Source organism: Rhizobium sp. LARHSG275 (assembly GCF_052871115.1).
Window position 1 is genome coordinate 1 of the sequence record NZ_JBIXJN010000019.1, and the last position, 13,462, is coordinate 13,462.

12 protein-coding genes and 1 pseudogene are annotated in these 13,462 nt (G+C 62.5%); 6 read left to right on the forward strand and 7 right to left on the reverse strand.

Annotated elements, in window-relative coordinates:
- Window positions 1-426: 426 nt before the first annotated feature.
- Window positions 427-1,638: an MFS transporter gene (locus ACIPSK_RS23860; protein ID WP_162119593.1), complete on the reverse strand. Its 1,212-nt coding sequence runs from the start codon at window positions 1,636-1,638 to the stop codon at window positions 427-429.
- Window positions 1,639-2,023: 385 nt separating this feature from the next.
- On the opposite strand from ACIPSK_RS23860, the gene ACIPSK_RS23865 reads away from it, so the two are divergent.
- Together ACIPSK_RS23865 and ACIPSK_RS23870 are read left to right on the forward strand one after the other, a co-directional pair.
- A complete protein-coding gene (locus ACIPSK_RS23865; RefSeq protein WP_162119592.1) occupies window positions 2,024-3,031 on the forward strand; it encodes an asparaginase in 1,008 nt (335 codons plus the stop codon).
- A gap of 129 nt (window positions 3,032-3,160) precedes the next feature.
- Complete coding sequence (locus tag ACIPSK_RS23870; protein WP_162119591.1) at window positions 3,161-3,901, forward strand: hypothetical protein; 741 nt, start codon at window positions 3,161-3,163, stop codon at window positions 3,899-3,901.
- On the opposite strand, the gene ACIPSK_RS23875 is transcribed toward ACIPSK_RS23870, so the two are convergent.
- Window positions 3,876-4,631, reverse strand: coding sequence for a DeoR/GlpR family DNA-binding transcription regulator (locus ACIPSK_RS23875; RefSeq protein WP_162119590.1), 756 nt, complete (start codon window positions 4,629-4,631; stop codon window positions 3,876-3,878). The genes ACIPSK_RS23870 and ACIPSK_RS23875 overlap by 26 nt on opposite strands.
- A gap of 139 nt (window positions 4,632-4,770) precedes the next feature.
- Between ACIPSK_RS23875 and ACIPSK_RS23880 the strand changes: the two genes are divergently transcribed.
- Together ACIPSK_RS23880 and ACIPSK_RS23885 are read left to right on the forward strand one after the other, a co-directional pair.
- The gene (locus ACIPSK_RS23880; RefSeq protein WP_162119589.1) at window positions 4,771-5,127 is read left to right on the forward strand and encodes a DUF4406 domain-containing protein; all 357 of its coding nucleotides are present in this window, start codon (window positions 4,771-4,773) and stop codon (window positions 5,125-5,127) included.
- Between the two features lie 374 nt (window positions 5,128-5,501).
- Complete coding sequence (locus tag ACIPSK_RS23885; RefSeq protein WP_162119588.1) at window positions 5,502-6,122, forward strand: glutathione S-transferase family protein; 621 nt, start codon at window positions 5,502-5,504, stop codon at window positions 6,120-6,122.
- Here the strand turns inward: ACIPSK_RS23885 and ACIPSK_RS23890 are convergent.
- Both ACIPSK_RS23890 and ACIPSK_RS23895 read right to left on the reverse strand, forming a co-directional pair.
- Window positions 6,107-6,472 carry an MmcQ/YjbR family DNA-binding protein gene (locus ACIPSK_RS23890; protein WP_162119587.1) on the reverse strand — a complete coding sequence of 122 codons (366 nt, stop codon included), beginning with the start codon at window positions 6,470-6,472 and terminating at the stop codon, window positions 6,107-6,109. The two genes, ACIPSK_RS23885 and ACIPSK_RS23890, sit on opposite strands and share 16 nt — an antisense overlap.
- Window positions 6,473-6,510: 38 nt before the next feature.
- On the reverse strand, window positions 6,511-6,705 hold the full coding sequence (locus ACIPSK_RS23895; protein ID WP_162119594.1) for a hypothetical protein: 195 nt from the start codon (window positions 6,703-6,705) through the stop codon (window positions 6,511-6,513).
- Window positions 6,706-6,878: 173 nt separating this feature from the next.
- On the opposite strand from ACIPSK_RS23895, the gene ACIPSK_RS23900 reads away from it, so the two are divergent.
- Entirely contained in the window at window positions 6,879-7,775 is an 897-nt protein-coding gene (locus ACIPSK_RS23900; RefSeq protein ID WP_162119586.1) for a LysR substrate-binding domain-containing protein, read from the forward strand.
- A gap of 3 nt (window positions 7,776-7,778) precedes the next feature.
- Here the strand turns inward: ACIPSK_RS23900 and ACIPSK_RS23905 are convergent, their stop codons facing one another.
- Both ACIPSK_RS23905 and ACIPSK_RS23910 read right to left on the reverse strand, forming a co-directional pair.
- A complete protein-coding gene (locus ACIPSK_RS23905) occupies window positions 7,779-8,444 on the reverse strand; it encodes a glutathione S-transferase family protein (RefSeq protein WP_162119585.1) in 666 nt (221 codons plus the stop codon).
- 98 nt (window positions 8,445-8,542) lie between these two features.
- On the reverse strand, window positions 8,543-9,910 hold the full coding sequence (locus ACIPSK_RS23910) for a TIGR03808 family TAT-translocated repetitive protein (protein ID WP_162119584.1): 1,368 nt from the start codon (window positions 9,908-9,910) through the stop codon (window positions 8,543-8,545).
- A 252-nt stretch (window positions 9,911-10,162) separates the two neighbouring features.
- Here ACIPSK_RS23910 and ACIPSK_RS23915 point away from each other — a divergent pair, with 252 nt between their 5' ends.
- A complete protein-coding gene (locus tag ACIPSK_RS23915; protein WP_162119583.1) occupies window positions 10,163-12,460 on the forward strand; it encodes a sensor domain-containing protein in 2,298 nt (765 codons plus the stop codon).
- Window positions 12,461-12,463: 3 nt separating this feature from the next.
- Here ACIPSK_RS23915 and ACIPSK_RS23920 read toward each other — a convergent pair.
- Window positions 12,464-13,365: pseudogene (locus ACIPSK_RS23920) on the reverse strand (glycerophosphodiester phosphodiesterase family protein).
- Window positions 13,366-13,462: the final 97 nt, after the last annotated feature.

The window sequence follows — 13,462 nt, forward strand, 5'->3', positions numbered from 1 at the left end:
GCAAACCGTCTCGCGCAGCACAATGCGACGGAGCAGCACCGCCCCCCTTTATCGAGACGACGATCTCCAAACCGGCCCAACGAAAAATCATGCCCTACATCCATCGGCGACGCTCCCAAATCAAAACGTCGCCAAAACAATCATACAGCCAGCAGTAAAGGAATCCGACCCCCGCAAACCGAGTCAATCCGTCGCACCGACTTATGTATATGCCCTAGCGTTCTGACGGGGAGAGGCGACGTGCCATGCGAGAGCGAGGTGGGAACGGAGAGGGCGCGACAATGTCCCTTCGCCCCGTTTACGGGGAGAAGGTGCCGGCAGGCGGATGAGGGGCCGGTTTCGGCAATCTCCTGGGCCGAGTTGTGTCTCAAGCGCCGCGGAACACCTCCCGCCGCGTGACCGTATCGCTCGCAAGCGGCTTGCACTTCACGCCAGCTGCCGCGCCTGCCGGCGGCTGCTTTCGAGATAGAGCAGCACTCCAATCGATGCGAGACCCGCGGCCGCGCCGACGAAGGCGGTGCCGGAATAATCGGTGATTGCCGTGCCGAAGGCGAAGAGGCCGGCGCTGATGCCAACCCCAATGAACGTGTTCAGCGAGATCAGCGAGGTTCCAAGCCCCGGCCGGTCCGCGATCAGGTCCTGCAGATAGGTGATCGGCACGCTGAGGATCGCTGCCGCCCCGCAGGCATTGAAGAGGAGGAGTGCATAGATGTGCCAGGGCGCGGAAGCAAAACCGAGCAGCAGCAGATAGACGCAATAGATCAACGCGCCGAAGGCGAGCACATGCACCGTTCGGAAGCGGCGCTGCGCAAAGCCCCACGCCATCATGAACGGCATTTCGAGCAAGGCGGTCAAGCCGGCCATGAAGCCGACATCGACCACGGTGCCGCCGGCCGCATGGGTGATGATCAGCGGCAGGAGCATGCTGTTCAGCCGCTGCAGCCCGAACAGCATCGCCATGACGATGACGCGCGATAGCACATGCGGCACGAAAATCCGCTTTAGCGAAGCAAAGAAGCCGGCTGGATCGGGGGCAGGGCCGCCTGAGCCATTTCCGGGTGCGAAGAAAAAATACAGGCAGAAGCAGGTGCAGCTTGCCAATGCCGCTATTCCATAGGCCGGCGTCATCGACGGCGAACTGACGAGATAGAAGCCGATCAACCCCGGCGCCAGCGCCCATGAGCCGGAAAAGAGTGCCCGCACCGTTGCGGTGATCGCCGCCCCCTGACCGCGGTCCATCTGGTTGGTCCTGGCGCGCAGGCTGGCGAACAGCAGCGAATAGGTAGAATTGCTCATCGGCACCAGCAACAGCGTCGAGAAGATGAAGATCACGGGGCTATGAAAGATCGCGATCGACCCGAAGCCGAGCATGCCCGCGACGGAAAGCCCGAGCACCAGCGGCCGGCGCTCTTTCAGCCTGTCCGACCAGATGCCGAGCGTCAGGCTCGTCGTAACGTTGACGATTGCCGAGAAGAACACCAGCGCCGAATAGGCGCCATTGCTCAAGCCGAGTTCATTGATCCCGATGATCGACTGGTAGGGCGCAGTCGACGCATAGGTGAAGGCGAGCGCGACGAGTGTCACGGTCGGAATACGGATCCTGTTATCGCGAAGGATCAAGGAAAAGGTGGATGACATGGGGATGATTCCTGATGCACCACTCTTAGCTGCATCTGACCTATCAGAGAAACGATAGTTTCCGATCGCTTCGGTCAATTTATGTGATGAATATTTGGACGATGTGATTGCCGAACGAGCTCGCAGCGAGGCTCACCCCACCCTCCGTCATCCTCGGGCTTGACCCGAGGATCTACGCTGGCATCCATCAGCACCGGGCATGGATCCTCGGCACAAGGCCGAGGATGACGGAGAGTGGGGTGACGTCCAGCCACATATCGACCCGGTGCTCCATCTGGCGGGCACTCGCGCATGCGCCTAAGCCTTGCAAAACGTCAACCCCGTTGGCTTTCCCCGCGTGACGCGTTATGGCTGCCTCTTCCCGCCAGCATCCGGATAAAAGCTCATGACCAATCCCGTCACCGTCGAAGTCACCCGCGGCCTGCTCGTCGAAAGTCGTCATCGCGGCGCGGTGGCTGTGGTCGATGGCGACGGCAAGCTCGTCTTCTCGCTGGGTGACATCGAGGCCGCCATTTTCCCGCGTTCGTCCTGCAAGGCGATGCAGGCGCTGTCGCTGGTCGAGAGTGGTGCGGCCGATGCCTATGGCTTCGGTGACAAGGAATTGGCGCTGGCCTGCGCCTCGCATAATGGCGAGGACGAGCATGTGGCGCTGGCCCACTCCATGCTGACGCGCGCGGGTCGCGATGCCCAAGCGCTGGAATGCGGCGCCCACTGGTCGATGAGCCAGAAGATCCTGATCCAGCAGGCCCGGACGCTCGAGGCGCCGACCGCGCTGCACAACAATTGCTCGGGAAAACATGCCGGTTTCATCTGCGCCTGCTGCCATCAGGACCTCGATCCGAAGGGTTACGTTGGCTATCAGCACCCGCTGCAGGTCGAGATCCGCGCGGCGATGGAAAGCCTGACAGGCGCCGCGCTTGGCGCCGATAGCTGCGGCACCGACGGCTGTTCTATCCCGACCTATGCCGTGCCGCTGCGCAGCCTTGCCCACGGTTTTGCCAAAATGATGACTGGCATTGGTCTGGAACCCTTGCGCGCCAAGGCATCCCGCCGGCTGATCGAGGCCTGTATGGCCGAGCCCTTCTATGTCGCGGGGTCCGGCCGCGCCTGCACGGCGCTGATGCAGATCGCCCCCGGCCGTATCTTCTGCAAGACAGGTGCCGAAGGCGTCTTCTGCGCCGCGATCCCGGAAAAGGGCATTGCCATTGCGCTCAAATGCGAGGATGGCATGACCCGCGCCGCCGAAGCCATGGTGGCGGCGACACTCGCCCGTTTCTTCGAGACGGACGATGAGGTGCATGCGGGCCTGATGGCCTATGCCGCGACGCCGATGCGCAATTGGAACGGCATCCATGTCGGCGATGTCAGGGTCACCTCCGCCTTGGTCGGGTGAGTGCGAGCTGGAATATATAAGTTATTAGAAAAATAAGAATTACCTAATATAAAAGGGTACGTCCTGCGATCGCGGATGCACCCTTTCGCGGCGACGTGAGCACAGTCCTGGAAGCCATGGGGGCAGGGCATGTTTGCAGGCCGCTATCTCTGGTGGATGCTGATAGGCATCGGCATCTTCATGTTCGCCACGTTGAGCCTCGATTATATCACCTGGCTCACGATCCAACTGTCCGGCTGCGGCGATATGGCCGGCACCTGCGAGCCGGTTCTCCGGCTGATATCGGGCGTGCTCAAACCCGCCTGCATCTGGGCTGCGATCGGCATACTCTTCATGGCGACGCTGCTCCGTCTTCACACGCTCTCGCTCATCTGGTTCTGGGGGCCGATCGTCGCCGTGTGGTTCGTCGCCTCCACGCCGATCCTGCTCTTCGTTGCAGCGGATGCGGCGGCCCTGACGCAACCCGCCACGCTGGCGGCGCTGCCGGTCGCCTTTCTGTTTCTGGCGGCTTTCGCAGCCTATCTCCTCTTTGCCTTGGAGGATGGTGACATACTGTCGCTTGCCGCCTCGGTGCCGTTGCGCCTCACACTCCGCCTGACGGCGGTCTACGGCGCGCTTGCCGGCGCGGCCTTCATGCCGGAACTGTCGCGGATCGCCGGGACGCTGCTCGACTTGCCGGCACTTTCCGTCGTCATCGCGCTGCCGCAGCCATATCTTCAGACGGTGCTGACCTTTGGAACCGGCAGCATGGCGCCGGCCTATGCCGTATTGGCAACCTTCATCGCGGCCCTTGCCGCAAGCCTCCTGCCGCATGCTGCGGGACCGCAGCCCTCCCGCAGCACCATCATGCTGCGGCGATTGCGCCGTTGAGATCGCGATAGGGTTTCAGCTGTTCGGCCGTCATCTCCGCCGGCACGATCAGCCCCGCCACCTCGGAAATGCCAAGCACCGGGCAGGGCGAGACGAGGTCGAACTTCTCCTCGGTCAGCAGCACATGCGTTTCGGCCGCGCAGCGGGCGATGTGCCGCTTGATCGCCGCTTCCTCGAAATCGCCGGTGGAAAGCCCGTGCACCGGATGGGCGGCCGTCACCCCGAGGAAGAAGAGGTCGGGGCGCAGCTGCGAGATCGCCGCCATAGCCGCTGCCCCCGTTGCCACCATCGAATGTTTGTAAAGCCGTCCGCCGGTGAGGATCACCTCGGCCGTCGGGTGGTGTTCGAGCTCGGCGGCGATCGTCGGGCTGTGGGTCGCAACCGTCAGCGGCATGTCGCGCGGCAAGTGTCTGGCGATCTCCGCCGTCGTCGTGCCGCCATCGAGGAAGATCATCTGGCCCGGCTTGACCATCGCCGCCGCCGCTGCCCCGAGCCGCGCCTTGATCTCAGACGAGACGCTGCGCCGTGCGGTAAAGTCAGGCAAATCAGGCGCCAGCGGCATCGCCCCGCCATGCACCCGTTTCAACAGCCCCTCCGCCGCCATTTCCCTGAGGTCCCGCCGGATCGTGTCCTCCGAAAGGGCGAAATCCTCGGCCACGCGCTTGGCGATCACCTGGCCGTCACGGCGCAGGATGTCGAGGATGAGGGTCTTGCGTTGGGTTGTCAGCATGGTTCCCTGCACGAAATTAGACATAATAGCCCGATATTGCACGACGCGACTCGACATTCAAGAAATATCGTGCATTTTCACGAAATCCCGTGCATGAGACCGGGAGTGCTCACGCAGAAGCGGAGCGAAGGAGTGGATCATGTTGATTTTGATTGCCGGGCCCTATCGGTCCGGAACGGGCGACGACCCGGAAAAGATGGCCGCCAACCTGAAGCGGCTGGAAGCGCCTTCGCACGCGCTATTTGAGGCCGGCCATGTGCCGATGATCGGCGAATGGGTGGCCCTGCCGATCTGGCGCGCCGCCGGCGGCCGGTCGGTCGGCGACGCGCTCTACGAAGAGATCTTCCACCCGGTCGCCGGCCGGCTGCTGCAGCTCTGCGAGGGTGTGCTGCGCTTACCCGGCGATTCCAAGGGAGCGGACAACGACGTCCGCATCGCCAGGGAACGCGGTATCCCGGTCTGGCACCGGCTGGAAGACGTTCCGGGCTGCGGTTGAGCGGATTGCTGCGCCCGCGCTTTGCCCTTCGCTTACGCTCAGCGCATTCGCGGCTTTGCCGCTCACCCCCTCAACCGACCCTTCGGGCCACCTTCTCCCCGCTGGGGAGAAGAGGGAGCAAGCCGATCGCCCTCGTTTCCGCAACAGACGCTTTCAGAGGAAGTGAGGTGCTGCCACGAATCTCTTCTCCCCAGCGGGGAGAAGGTGCCGGCAGGCGGATGAGGGGGCCACACGGCACACCATTCATTGCCCTTCGCTCGCGACCAACGCACCCCATTTGTCCTGGTGTGCCAAGGACGATCAAAACCCAATCTCCCCAGTTCCAGCCCGCCCACCCCTACGCTATAACCCTTGCCGAAAGGGAGTCGAGAACCATGCTGACATTGTACTACGCGCCGGGAACCTGCGCGCTCGCAAGCCTTATTGCCCTGGAAGAATCCGGCCTGGCCTTCGAAGTCAAGAAGATCAGCCTCCGCGATGGCGAACAGCGTTCGCCGGACTATTTGAAGATCAACCCGAAGGGCCGGGTGCCGGCACTGGTCACCGATTATGGCGTGCTGACGGAAACGCCGGCGATCTTGGCCTATATTGCCCAGAGCGCGCCGGCCGCCAGGCTGGCGCCGTTTGACGATGCCTTCGAATTTGCGAGACTTCAGTCCTTCAACAGCTATATCTGCTCGACCGTGCATGTGAACCATGCCCATCGTCCGCGCGGCTCGCGCTGGGCCGATGAGCCGGCGGCAATCGAGGCGATGAAGGCCAAGGTGCCTGGGAATATGGCCGATTGTTTCACGCTGATCGAGCAGACCATGTTTGAAGGCCCGTGGGTGATGGGCGAAGCCTATTCGCTCGCCGATCCCTATCTCTTCGTGATGACCGACTGGCTGCCGTCGGATGGCGTCGATCCCGCCCGGTTCGAAAAGGCGAGCGACCATCACGCCCGCATGCTGCAGCGTCCCGCCGTGCAGCGGGCGCTGGCCTACGATCGGGCCTGATCCTTAAATCCGGCGGCAAGCTTCTTCGGCGCCCGGAACAGCCAGGCGCCGACCAGCCGCAGCCGCAATTCCTCGTCGCCGATCACGGCGGCGCGTACCGGCAGATGCGGCCAGCCGACATAATGATCGGTTTGAAAATAGACGTCGGGTGCCATCTCCAAGAGGTGATCCTTGTCGTCGAGCGAAATCGAGATCACGATCGTCTCGGTATTCTTCACCGCGACAAAGCTCTTGCCGCCGACTTTCAGTGCCGGATTGCCATAGGAGGTGCTCTCCTCGACATCGGGCAACCCGGCTTCCGCCGCCAGCCGCTTCAGACGTTCGAAAACCGCATCGACATCGCCGGCCATGGTTCCGCCCTTTCTGCCAGGGCGAACCTACCATATCTTCAGGCGCATTTCGCCAGCGGCGGCTTGGCCTCTTTGGGAAAGCCGGCTGGCATCCCGAGCGGCAGATCGGCGATTTCGCGCAGCGACATGCGTTCGACCTCGGGATGCCGGAGCGGATCATCCTTCCAGGTCGGGGCAATTTCTGAGCTATCCACAGGAAGAACTGGTCTCAAGAAAAACTTCAGCAACGACATGGTATGCCTCGCTTTCTCAGTGGTGCGGAATAGATATGCAGTGGCTAACGCCCTCTGAACCATCGCATCTCTCGCAGACTGCATGTTCGAATGGACTGCCTATGCTTGCAATGTCGGCCTCAACAGGCAGATTTTCAATTGAGATTAATGCGGCGGCGCTATAGAAAAACTATATGAAGAACCTGAATATAGTCCATCTCAACGGCCTGCGCGCGCTGGAAGCGGTCGGCCGTCTCGGCTCGCTCCAGGCCGCCGCCGACGAACTCGGTGTCTCGGTCGGCGCCGTCAGTCAGCAGGTTATCAAGGCCGAAGCCCAGCTCGGCCAGGTGATTTTCGAGCGCACCGCCAGGGGCATGATCGCCACCGAAGCCGGCCGACCGGTGCTGCTCGCGCTCGACGAGGGGTTCGCCCGTCTTTCGGCGGCGGTGTCGATCGCGAGCCGCAAGGACGATACCATCCTGACGATCTCGGTGGCCCCGGTTTTCGCCGCCCGCTGGCTCGTCTACCGGCTCGATCGCTTCGCCGAGCGCCATCCCGACATTAAGCTGCGGCTGGATGCAACCACCAATCTCGTCAATCCGGCGCTTTGCGACGTCGATATCGGGATCCGCGTCGGCAGCGGCAAATGGCCGGATGTGAAGGCCGAACTGCTGCTGGCACAGGAGGTCTTTCCCGTCTGTTCCCCGGAGATGGCGGCGACATTGAAAGAGCCCGCCGATATCCTCCAACTGCCTGCCATCATCGACGGCCATGCCATGTTCACCTGGGAGGTCTGGATGCGTGAGGTCGGACTATCAGGTGCTACGCTTTCGACCCGTCACGTCTTCAACGACGCCTCGCTCTGCCTCGATGCGGCGCTTGCAGGCCAGGGCGTCATGCTTGCCTGGCAGACCCTTGCCGCCTTTGCGCTTGCTGAAGGCAGGCTCGCCGCCCCTTTCGGCATTCGCGCGCCGACCGGCTTCGGTCACTATTTCGTCACTGCTGAAGGCACGCGCGAGCCGAAAAAGGTGAAGGATTTCAAGGCCTGGATCCGCGAGGAAATGGCCGGCACGCTCACGCTCTTCCAGTAGCCCTCAAACCTCGATCGGCTCCTTGCCGCGGGTCGCCTGCATGGCCTTGTAAGCCGGGCGGGACTGGCAGCGCCCGATCCAGGCTTTGATATTCGGATGCGCATCGAACAGCGCCTCTGCGGTCTGAGCGTAGCGCAGCACCTCGGCGAGGTTGAGATCGGCGACGGTGAAGCGGTCGCCGACGATCCATGGCCGGCCGACAAGGTGATTTTCGAGAACTGCCAGCGGCCTGCGCAGCGAGCGGCAGGCAACCGCGATCGTCTGCTTGCCCTCTTCGCTGTTTTCGAGCCCGTTATCATAGGTCAGCACGATCTTCACCGTATGCGGCTCGACCTGCGAAGCCGCCCAGACCGTCCACATCGTCAGCAATCCGTCTTCCTCGACGGTTTGGCCGGAAAGCGGTCCGCCATATCGACGCGCGAGATAAAGATTGATCGCCAGCGACTCGTGCATGACGAGATCGCCATCCCGAATGCTGGGGATCTGCGCCATCGGGTTGACGGCAATGAATTCCGACGACTGCGTGTTGAGCGGCGCCTCGGGCGCTAGCGGATCTGCCAGCCGCCTTGCCTGCAGCACCGGCACCGAGCGGAATTCGACCCCAAGCTCCTCCGCCATCCAATAGACGCGGGAGGCGCGCGAGCGATAAACTCCGTAGATTGTCAGCATGCCCATATCCCCCCGATGTTGTCCGCAAGATCGTAAATGCCGGATCAGCGTGGGAAAAGTCCTGGTGGCTGATGGGATGATGAAAGCTTTTGATGGCTTCAGGAAATGCGATTCCGCTCGACGGTCAGCTGCGCATAAGGCGAGCCGCCGCCCGCCATCTCGCCGGAGACCTTCTTCTCCCACTGAAAGCCCAAAACCGCGCCTTCGGCGGTCTCCTGGAAAACATTATCGGTGATGACGGCGGTCCCGGCGCCATCGGCGACCGAGACGGCGCATCCCACAGGCGCCTTGCGCACCACGTTGCCCGTCACAACGACGTTGCGCAGATACGGACCCCAGCCGATCTGCAGGCCCCAGCGCGGCGCGCCTTCGATCACATTTCCCGAAATCAGCGTATCGGCCTCCGCCGCAATGCCGATGCCGAAACCGACTTCGTGCTTGTAAGGTCCCTTCAGCGTCAGGTTGCGCACGACATTGCCGGTGACGCTCGCCAGCCGGCCACCCTCGTCGAAATTGGCGATCGAAATGCCGTTTGCCGCCCCGTCGATCATGTTGGCGGAAACGACGGCGCCTTCGAAGGCGAATTCGACATAGATCGCCGTCTCGCCGGAACGCCGGCACTGGTTGCTGCTGATCTGAATGTCCGAGGCCGAATTGGCGCGGATCGCCGTGAAGGCGCAGTCGGAGATGTGGTTGTTCGCCACCATCACCCCGTCGGCGCGGAAGATGTTGATGCCGTTACCGTTTTGCCCGGTGCCGCCATCATTGGCGCGGATGTTGGTTATGCGGTTGCCGGAGACAACGGTGCCGTCCTCCGCCTTCTTCCAGCGATGCACGAGGATGCCGCCATTGCCGCAATCCGAGACCGTATTGCCGGTGACCGAGAGGGTGGTGGAGTCCACCGCGTAAAGCCCGGATTGGCCAGCCCCCGAAATGCGGCTGCGCTCGATCCGCCCGCCGCAGCGCTCCAGTTGCAGGCCGTGCTTGCGGCTGCCGCCGATCTCGCAATTGTCGATCAGCACCTCGTCGACGCCGGTAAATTGCAACAGCCCGCCGGCATAGTCGCCAAGCCAGCGGTTGCCGCCGTCGATGACGAGATTGGAAAGCTCGATCCGCCGCACGTTCTCGGCCGCAAACAGATGGCCTTCGCCGGTATAGACGATCCGGGAGGCGCCGGGCACGCCAGTGATACGCGTATTATCCGGCAAAGTGAGATTGGAGACCCGGTAGGTACCGGGCGGCAGGAAGACCGGTACGTTCTCGCGCGCCGCCTGCTCGATCATCTGCTGCAGGTTGCGGGTCTTGCGGTCGCCGCTTTCGGGAATGGCGCGATATTCCACCCCGTCGATTGCCCCGCGCAGATCGGGCTGAGCGGTCGCCGTCAGCGGCGAGGCAAGCGCGCGCGATGCCGCTCCCGCAACGGCCGAGGCGGCAAGAAAGAGAAGCATGTCGCGGCGTGAGGGCATCCCGGGATCTCTTGTTACAACGCGTCCGTAGCAGGAAACGTGCCAGGCGGGCATGTGTTTTTTCGGCGCAAGCTGGGCAAAGGCCGATAAAATTGCCGTTTATGACCGAGGCTGACAGCAGGATCTCGCCGCTTTTATTGTCCTCTTGTTCACTCTTTCATTTAAGCAAGCCGAAGGAAATGAGGACTACTTTTAAGGGAAATTCTATGGCGAGTGCGGGAAACGGCCTTCGGCCGCAGGGGGAATGGCATCATGCACGAATTGGCTGCCAGGCGATGGGAATCAACCGATGCCCTGACGGCCGAAACGCGACGTATCATCGCCGCGACCGAGGCAATGATGGCATCGACCGCCCACCAGCTTTCCGAGGGCATCGAGAACCTGCGCCTCAAGGCGATTCTCCACGAACTTCCGGATTTCCTCTACGTCAAGGATCGTGACAGCCGCTTCGTCTTCGCCAACGCCGTCACCGCCAGCAGCCTTGGCTTGGAGAGCGCTGCACTGATCACCGGCAAGCGCGATTTCGACCTGTTCGATTTCGAGACGGCGTGCCGCCATTTCGACATCGAGCAGCAGATCATGGCGACGGGCCAAGCTCGCATCGACATGGAGGAATCCTACGTCCTTCCCGGCAGCAGAAGGCCGATATGCCGACTGACCTCGAAGATACCGCTGCGCAACGATCGCGGCGAGATCCTTGGCCTGATCGGTGTTTCCCGTGATATCACCGAACGCAAGCGCCAGGAGGATCTGCATCGCGGCCAGGCGAGCCTACTCGAAATGATCGCCCGCAACGAGCCGTTGCCGATGATCCTCGAGGCGCTCGTACTGATGATCGAGGCGCAACTGGATGGGATTGACGGATCGGTGCTGCTGCTCGACGGCGAGGGCACGAGGCTCTATCACGGCGCCTCTCCCAATCTGCCCGGCGGCTACAGCCGCCTCATCGATGGTGTCACGATCGGGCCCAAGGTCGGCTCCTGCGGCACCGCCGCGTGGCGCGGTCAGACCGTGATCGTCGACGACGTGATGAGCGATCCGCTCTGGGAGGATTTTCGCGCGTTGATCGCGCCGTTCGGCTTCCGCTCCTGCTGGTCGACGCCGATCGCCACATCTGAGAATAATGTGCTCGGCACGTTTGCGCTCTATTCCAGGGAAGTCCGCCGTCCCACCGAGCAAGAAATGACGCTGGTGGCGCTCGCCACCCATATCGCCGGCATCGCCATCGAACGCAAGCGTGTCGATGACCGCATTCATTTCATGGCCCATCATGACGATCTGACGGGCCTGCCGAACCGCGCTTTCCTGAAGGAACGGCTGGCGAGCATTCTCGACCAGGCCCGGCGCAACAACCGCAAGGTGACCGTCGCCTATATCGATCTCGACAATTTCAAGGATATCAACGACGGCCGCGGCCACGCCGCCGGCGACGAGGTTCTGAAAGAGATCGCCGCCCGCATGGCCAACAGCGTCAGGGCGTCCGATATGGTGGTGCGTCTCGGCGGCGACGAATTCCTCGTCGTGCTGGTCCACCAGTCGAGCCACGATGCCGGCATCACGCGCCGCCTTCGCGATCTGCAAAAGGCGATCAACCGGCCGATCCGCGGCGCGGACGGCGAGATCACCGTCACCTCCAGCATCGGCGTTGCCGCCTTCCCCTTCGATGGAGCGACCTCGGAAGAGCTTCTCGCCAATGCCGACCGCGCCATGTACCGCGCCAAGGAACTCGGTCGCAATACTTTGCAACATCACGATGGCGGCGGCACGCCTGTGGGAATGCCGCTCGGCGAGCAGGAGGAACTGCACCAGGCGATCACTGGCCAGCAGTTGTTCCTGCAATACCAGCCGCAGGTCGATGTCGCCACCGGGCGCATCACCGGGCTGGAGGCGCTGGTGCGCTGGAACCATCCGGCAAAGGGCAGGGTGCCGCCGGTTAATTTCATACCGCTTGCCGAAGAGACCGGCCTTATCGTTTCCCTCGGTCTCTGGGTGCTGAACGAGGCCTGCCGCCAGGCACGCCTCTGGCAGGACATGGGCCTGACGCCGCTGACGATCGCCGTCAACGTCTCTGCCAAGCAGTTCGCCGATCCGGATTTCGCAACCCATGTCACTGAAGCGCTGGAGCGCCACCGCCTGCAGTCCCGCTGGCTGGAGCTTGAAGTCACCGAAAGCGTGGTGATGCAGGATGCCGAACGCGCGCTCGCCATGATGGAAACGCTGCGGGGGCTTGGTGTGCGCCTGTCGATCGACGATTTCGGCTCCGGCTATTCCAGCCTGGCGGCGCTGAAGACCTTCCCCTTCGACCGCCTGAAGATGGACCGTTCGCTGGTCGAGGCCCTGCCGGGCGACAAGACCTCCGTCGCCATCGCCTCGGCCGTCATCTCGCTGGCGCAGACGCTGAGGCTCTCGGTTCTCGCTGAAGGCGTCGAAACCGACGCCCAGATGGATTTCCTGCGCCAGGTGCACTGTGAGGAGGCGCAAGGCTACCGCTTCTCGAAACCGGTCTCTCCGGAGGAGATCCCGGCATTGCTGCGGGCGCGGAGCCTCTGAGCCTTATTTTACAAGCCTGCCGATCGCTCCGATCTCGTTCGTCCATATGCCCGCCGCATAGTTCGGCGGCAGCCGCGCCAGTTGCGAGGGGTCGTCGATGCCGGTGGAAAGATCGCCGCCCCGATAGGGACCGAGCACGAAGACCTCGGTCCCGGCATCCTGCATCCGGTTGAGAAAACGATCCGGCCAGCCCCAGAGCCACGGCGCGATATTGATCGGCACCAGCATCATCGCGTGTTTGCATTCGTCCGGCAGCAGGCCGGTCCAACCATAGCCGATATAGCCCGCGAGGCAGCCCTTCAGGCTCTTGCGCGAGGCGGTCTTGATATCGGGTGCCATCAGGCGGAGCACGTCGATCGGCTCGTCACCGCCATAGACGATGATCTCGGCTCGTCTTTCCCGGGAAAGTCCGTTGAGCACGGTGGCGAGCTTTTCGCCCTCGGAGGGATCGCGGCTCTTGACGTTGATGAGGAAGCGCCGATCCGGAAAGGTCGAGAGTACCTCGGCAAGGGTTGGCATCATGCCGACACCCCGGCCGCGAAAGGGAAAAGTCTTGCCGTCATCGGCGGTATAGCCATAGCCGATGTCGAGCCTCTTCATGTCAGCCATCGAATGCTCGCGGGTGACGCCATGGCCGTCGGTGCGGCAATCGAGCGTCCAGTCGTGAAAAACTGCGAACTGCCCGTCCGTCGTCGGATGCACGTCGATCTCGATGATATCGGCGCCGGCCGCAAAGCCTGCCTGCATCGACGGAAGCGTGTTTTCGAGATAGCCGTGTTTCGGCGCCAGCATGCGGCTCGTGGTTTTCCCGGCCGATGTTGCGCCAGCAGGCTGGTATTGTTGAGGTAGATGCCCGCCGCGGCGACGGCGATTGCCGCCGCACAATAGAAAAACTTCCTGCCCAAAGTTGATCCCCCTCTGGTTGTATCGACGGGCAAGTGCTAGAAAGCGATTCCGGTTGTTCTTGGGCTGTATTCCGGTTTTTCTATGCTGCGACGCCAA

Excerpts from the sequence above, each read along its gene's own strand:
- ACIPSK_RS23860 (WP_162119593.1), bottom strand. The coding sequence starts at position 1,638 with ATGTCATCCACCTTTTCCTTGATCCTTCGCGATAACAGGATCCGTATT.
- ACIPSK_RS23865 (WP_162119592.1), top strand. The coding sequence starts at position 2,024 with ATGACCAATCCCGTCACCGTCGAAGTCACCCGCGGCCTGCTCGTCGAA.
- ACIPSK_RS23870 (WP_162119591.1), top strand. The coding sequence starts at position 3,161 with ATGTTTGCAGGCCGCTATCTCTGGTGGATGCTGATAGGCATCGGCATC.
- ACIPSK_RS23875 (WP_162119590.1), bottom strand. The coding sequence starts at position 4,631 with ATGCTGACAACCCAACGCAAGACCCTCATCCTCGACATCCTGCGCCGT.
- ACIPSK_RS23880 (WP_162119589.1), top strand. The coding sequence starts at position 4,771 with ATGTTGATTTTGATTGCCGGGCCCTATCGGTCCGGAACGGGCGACGAC.
- ACIPSK_RS23885 (WP_162119588.1), top strand. The coding sequence starts at position 5,502 with ATGCTGACATTGTACTACGCGCCGGGAACCTGCGCGCTCGCAAGCCTT.
- ACIPSK_RS23890 (WP_162119587.1), bottom strand. The coding sequence starts at position 6,472 with ATGGCCGGCGATGTCGATGCGGTTTTCGAACGTCTGAAGCGGCTGGCG.
- ACIPSK_RS23895 (WP_162119594.1), bottom strand. The coding sequence starts at position 6,705 with ATGTCGTTGCTGAAGTTTTTCTTGAGACCAGTTCTTCCTGTGGATAGC.
- ACIPSK_RS23900 (WP_162119586.1), top strand. The coding sequence starts at position 6,879 with ATGAAGAACCTGAATATAGTCCATCTCAACGGCCTGCGCGCGCTGGAA.
- ACIPSK_RS23905 (WP_162119585.1), bottom strand. The coding sequence starts at position 8,444 with ATGCTGACAATCTACGGAGTTTATCGCTCGCGCGCCTCCCGCGTCTAT.
- ACIPSK_RS23910 (WP_162119584.1), bottom strand. The coding sequence starts at position 9,910 with ATGCCCTCACGCCGCGACATGCTTCTCTTTCTTGCCGCCTCGGCCGTT.
- ACIPSK_RS23915 (WP_162119583.1), top strand. The coding sequence starts at position 10,163 with ATGCACGAATTGGCTGCCAGGCGATGGGAATCAACCGATGCCCTGACG.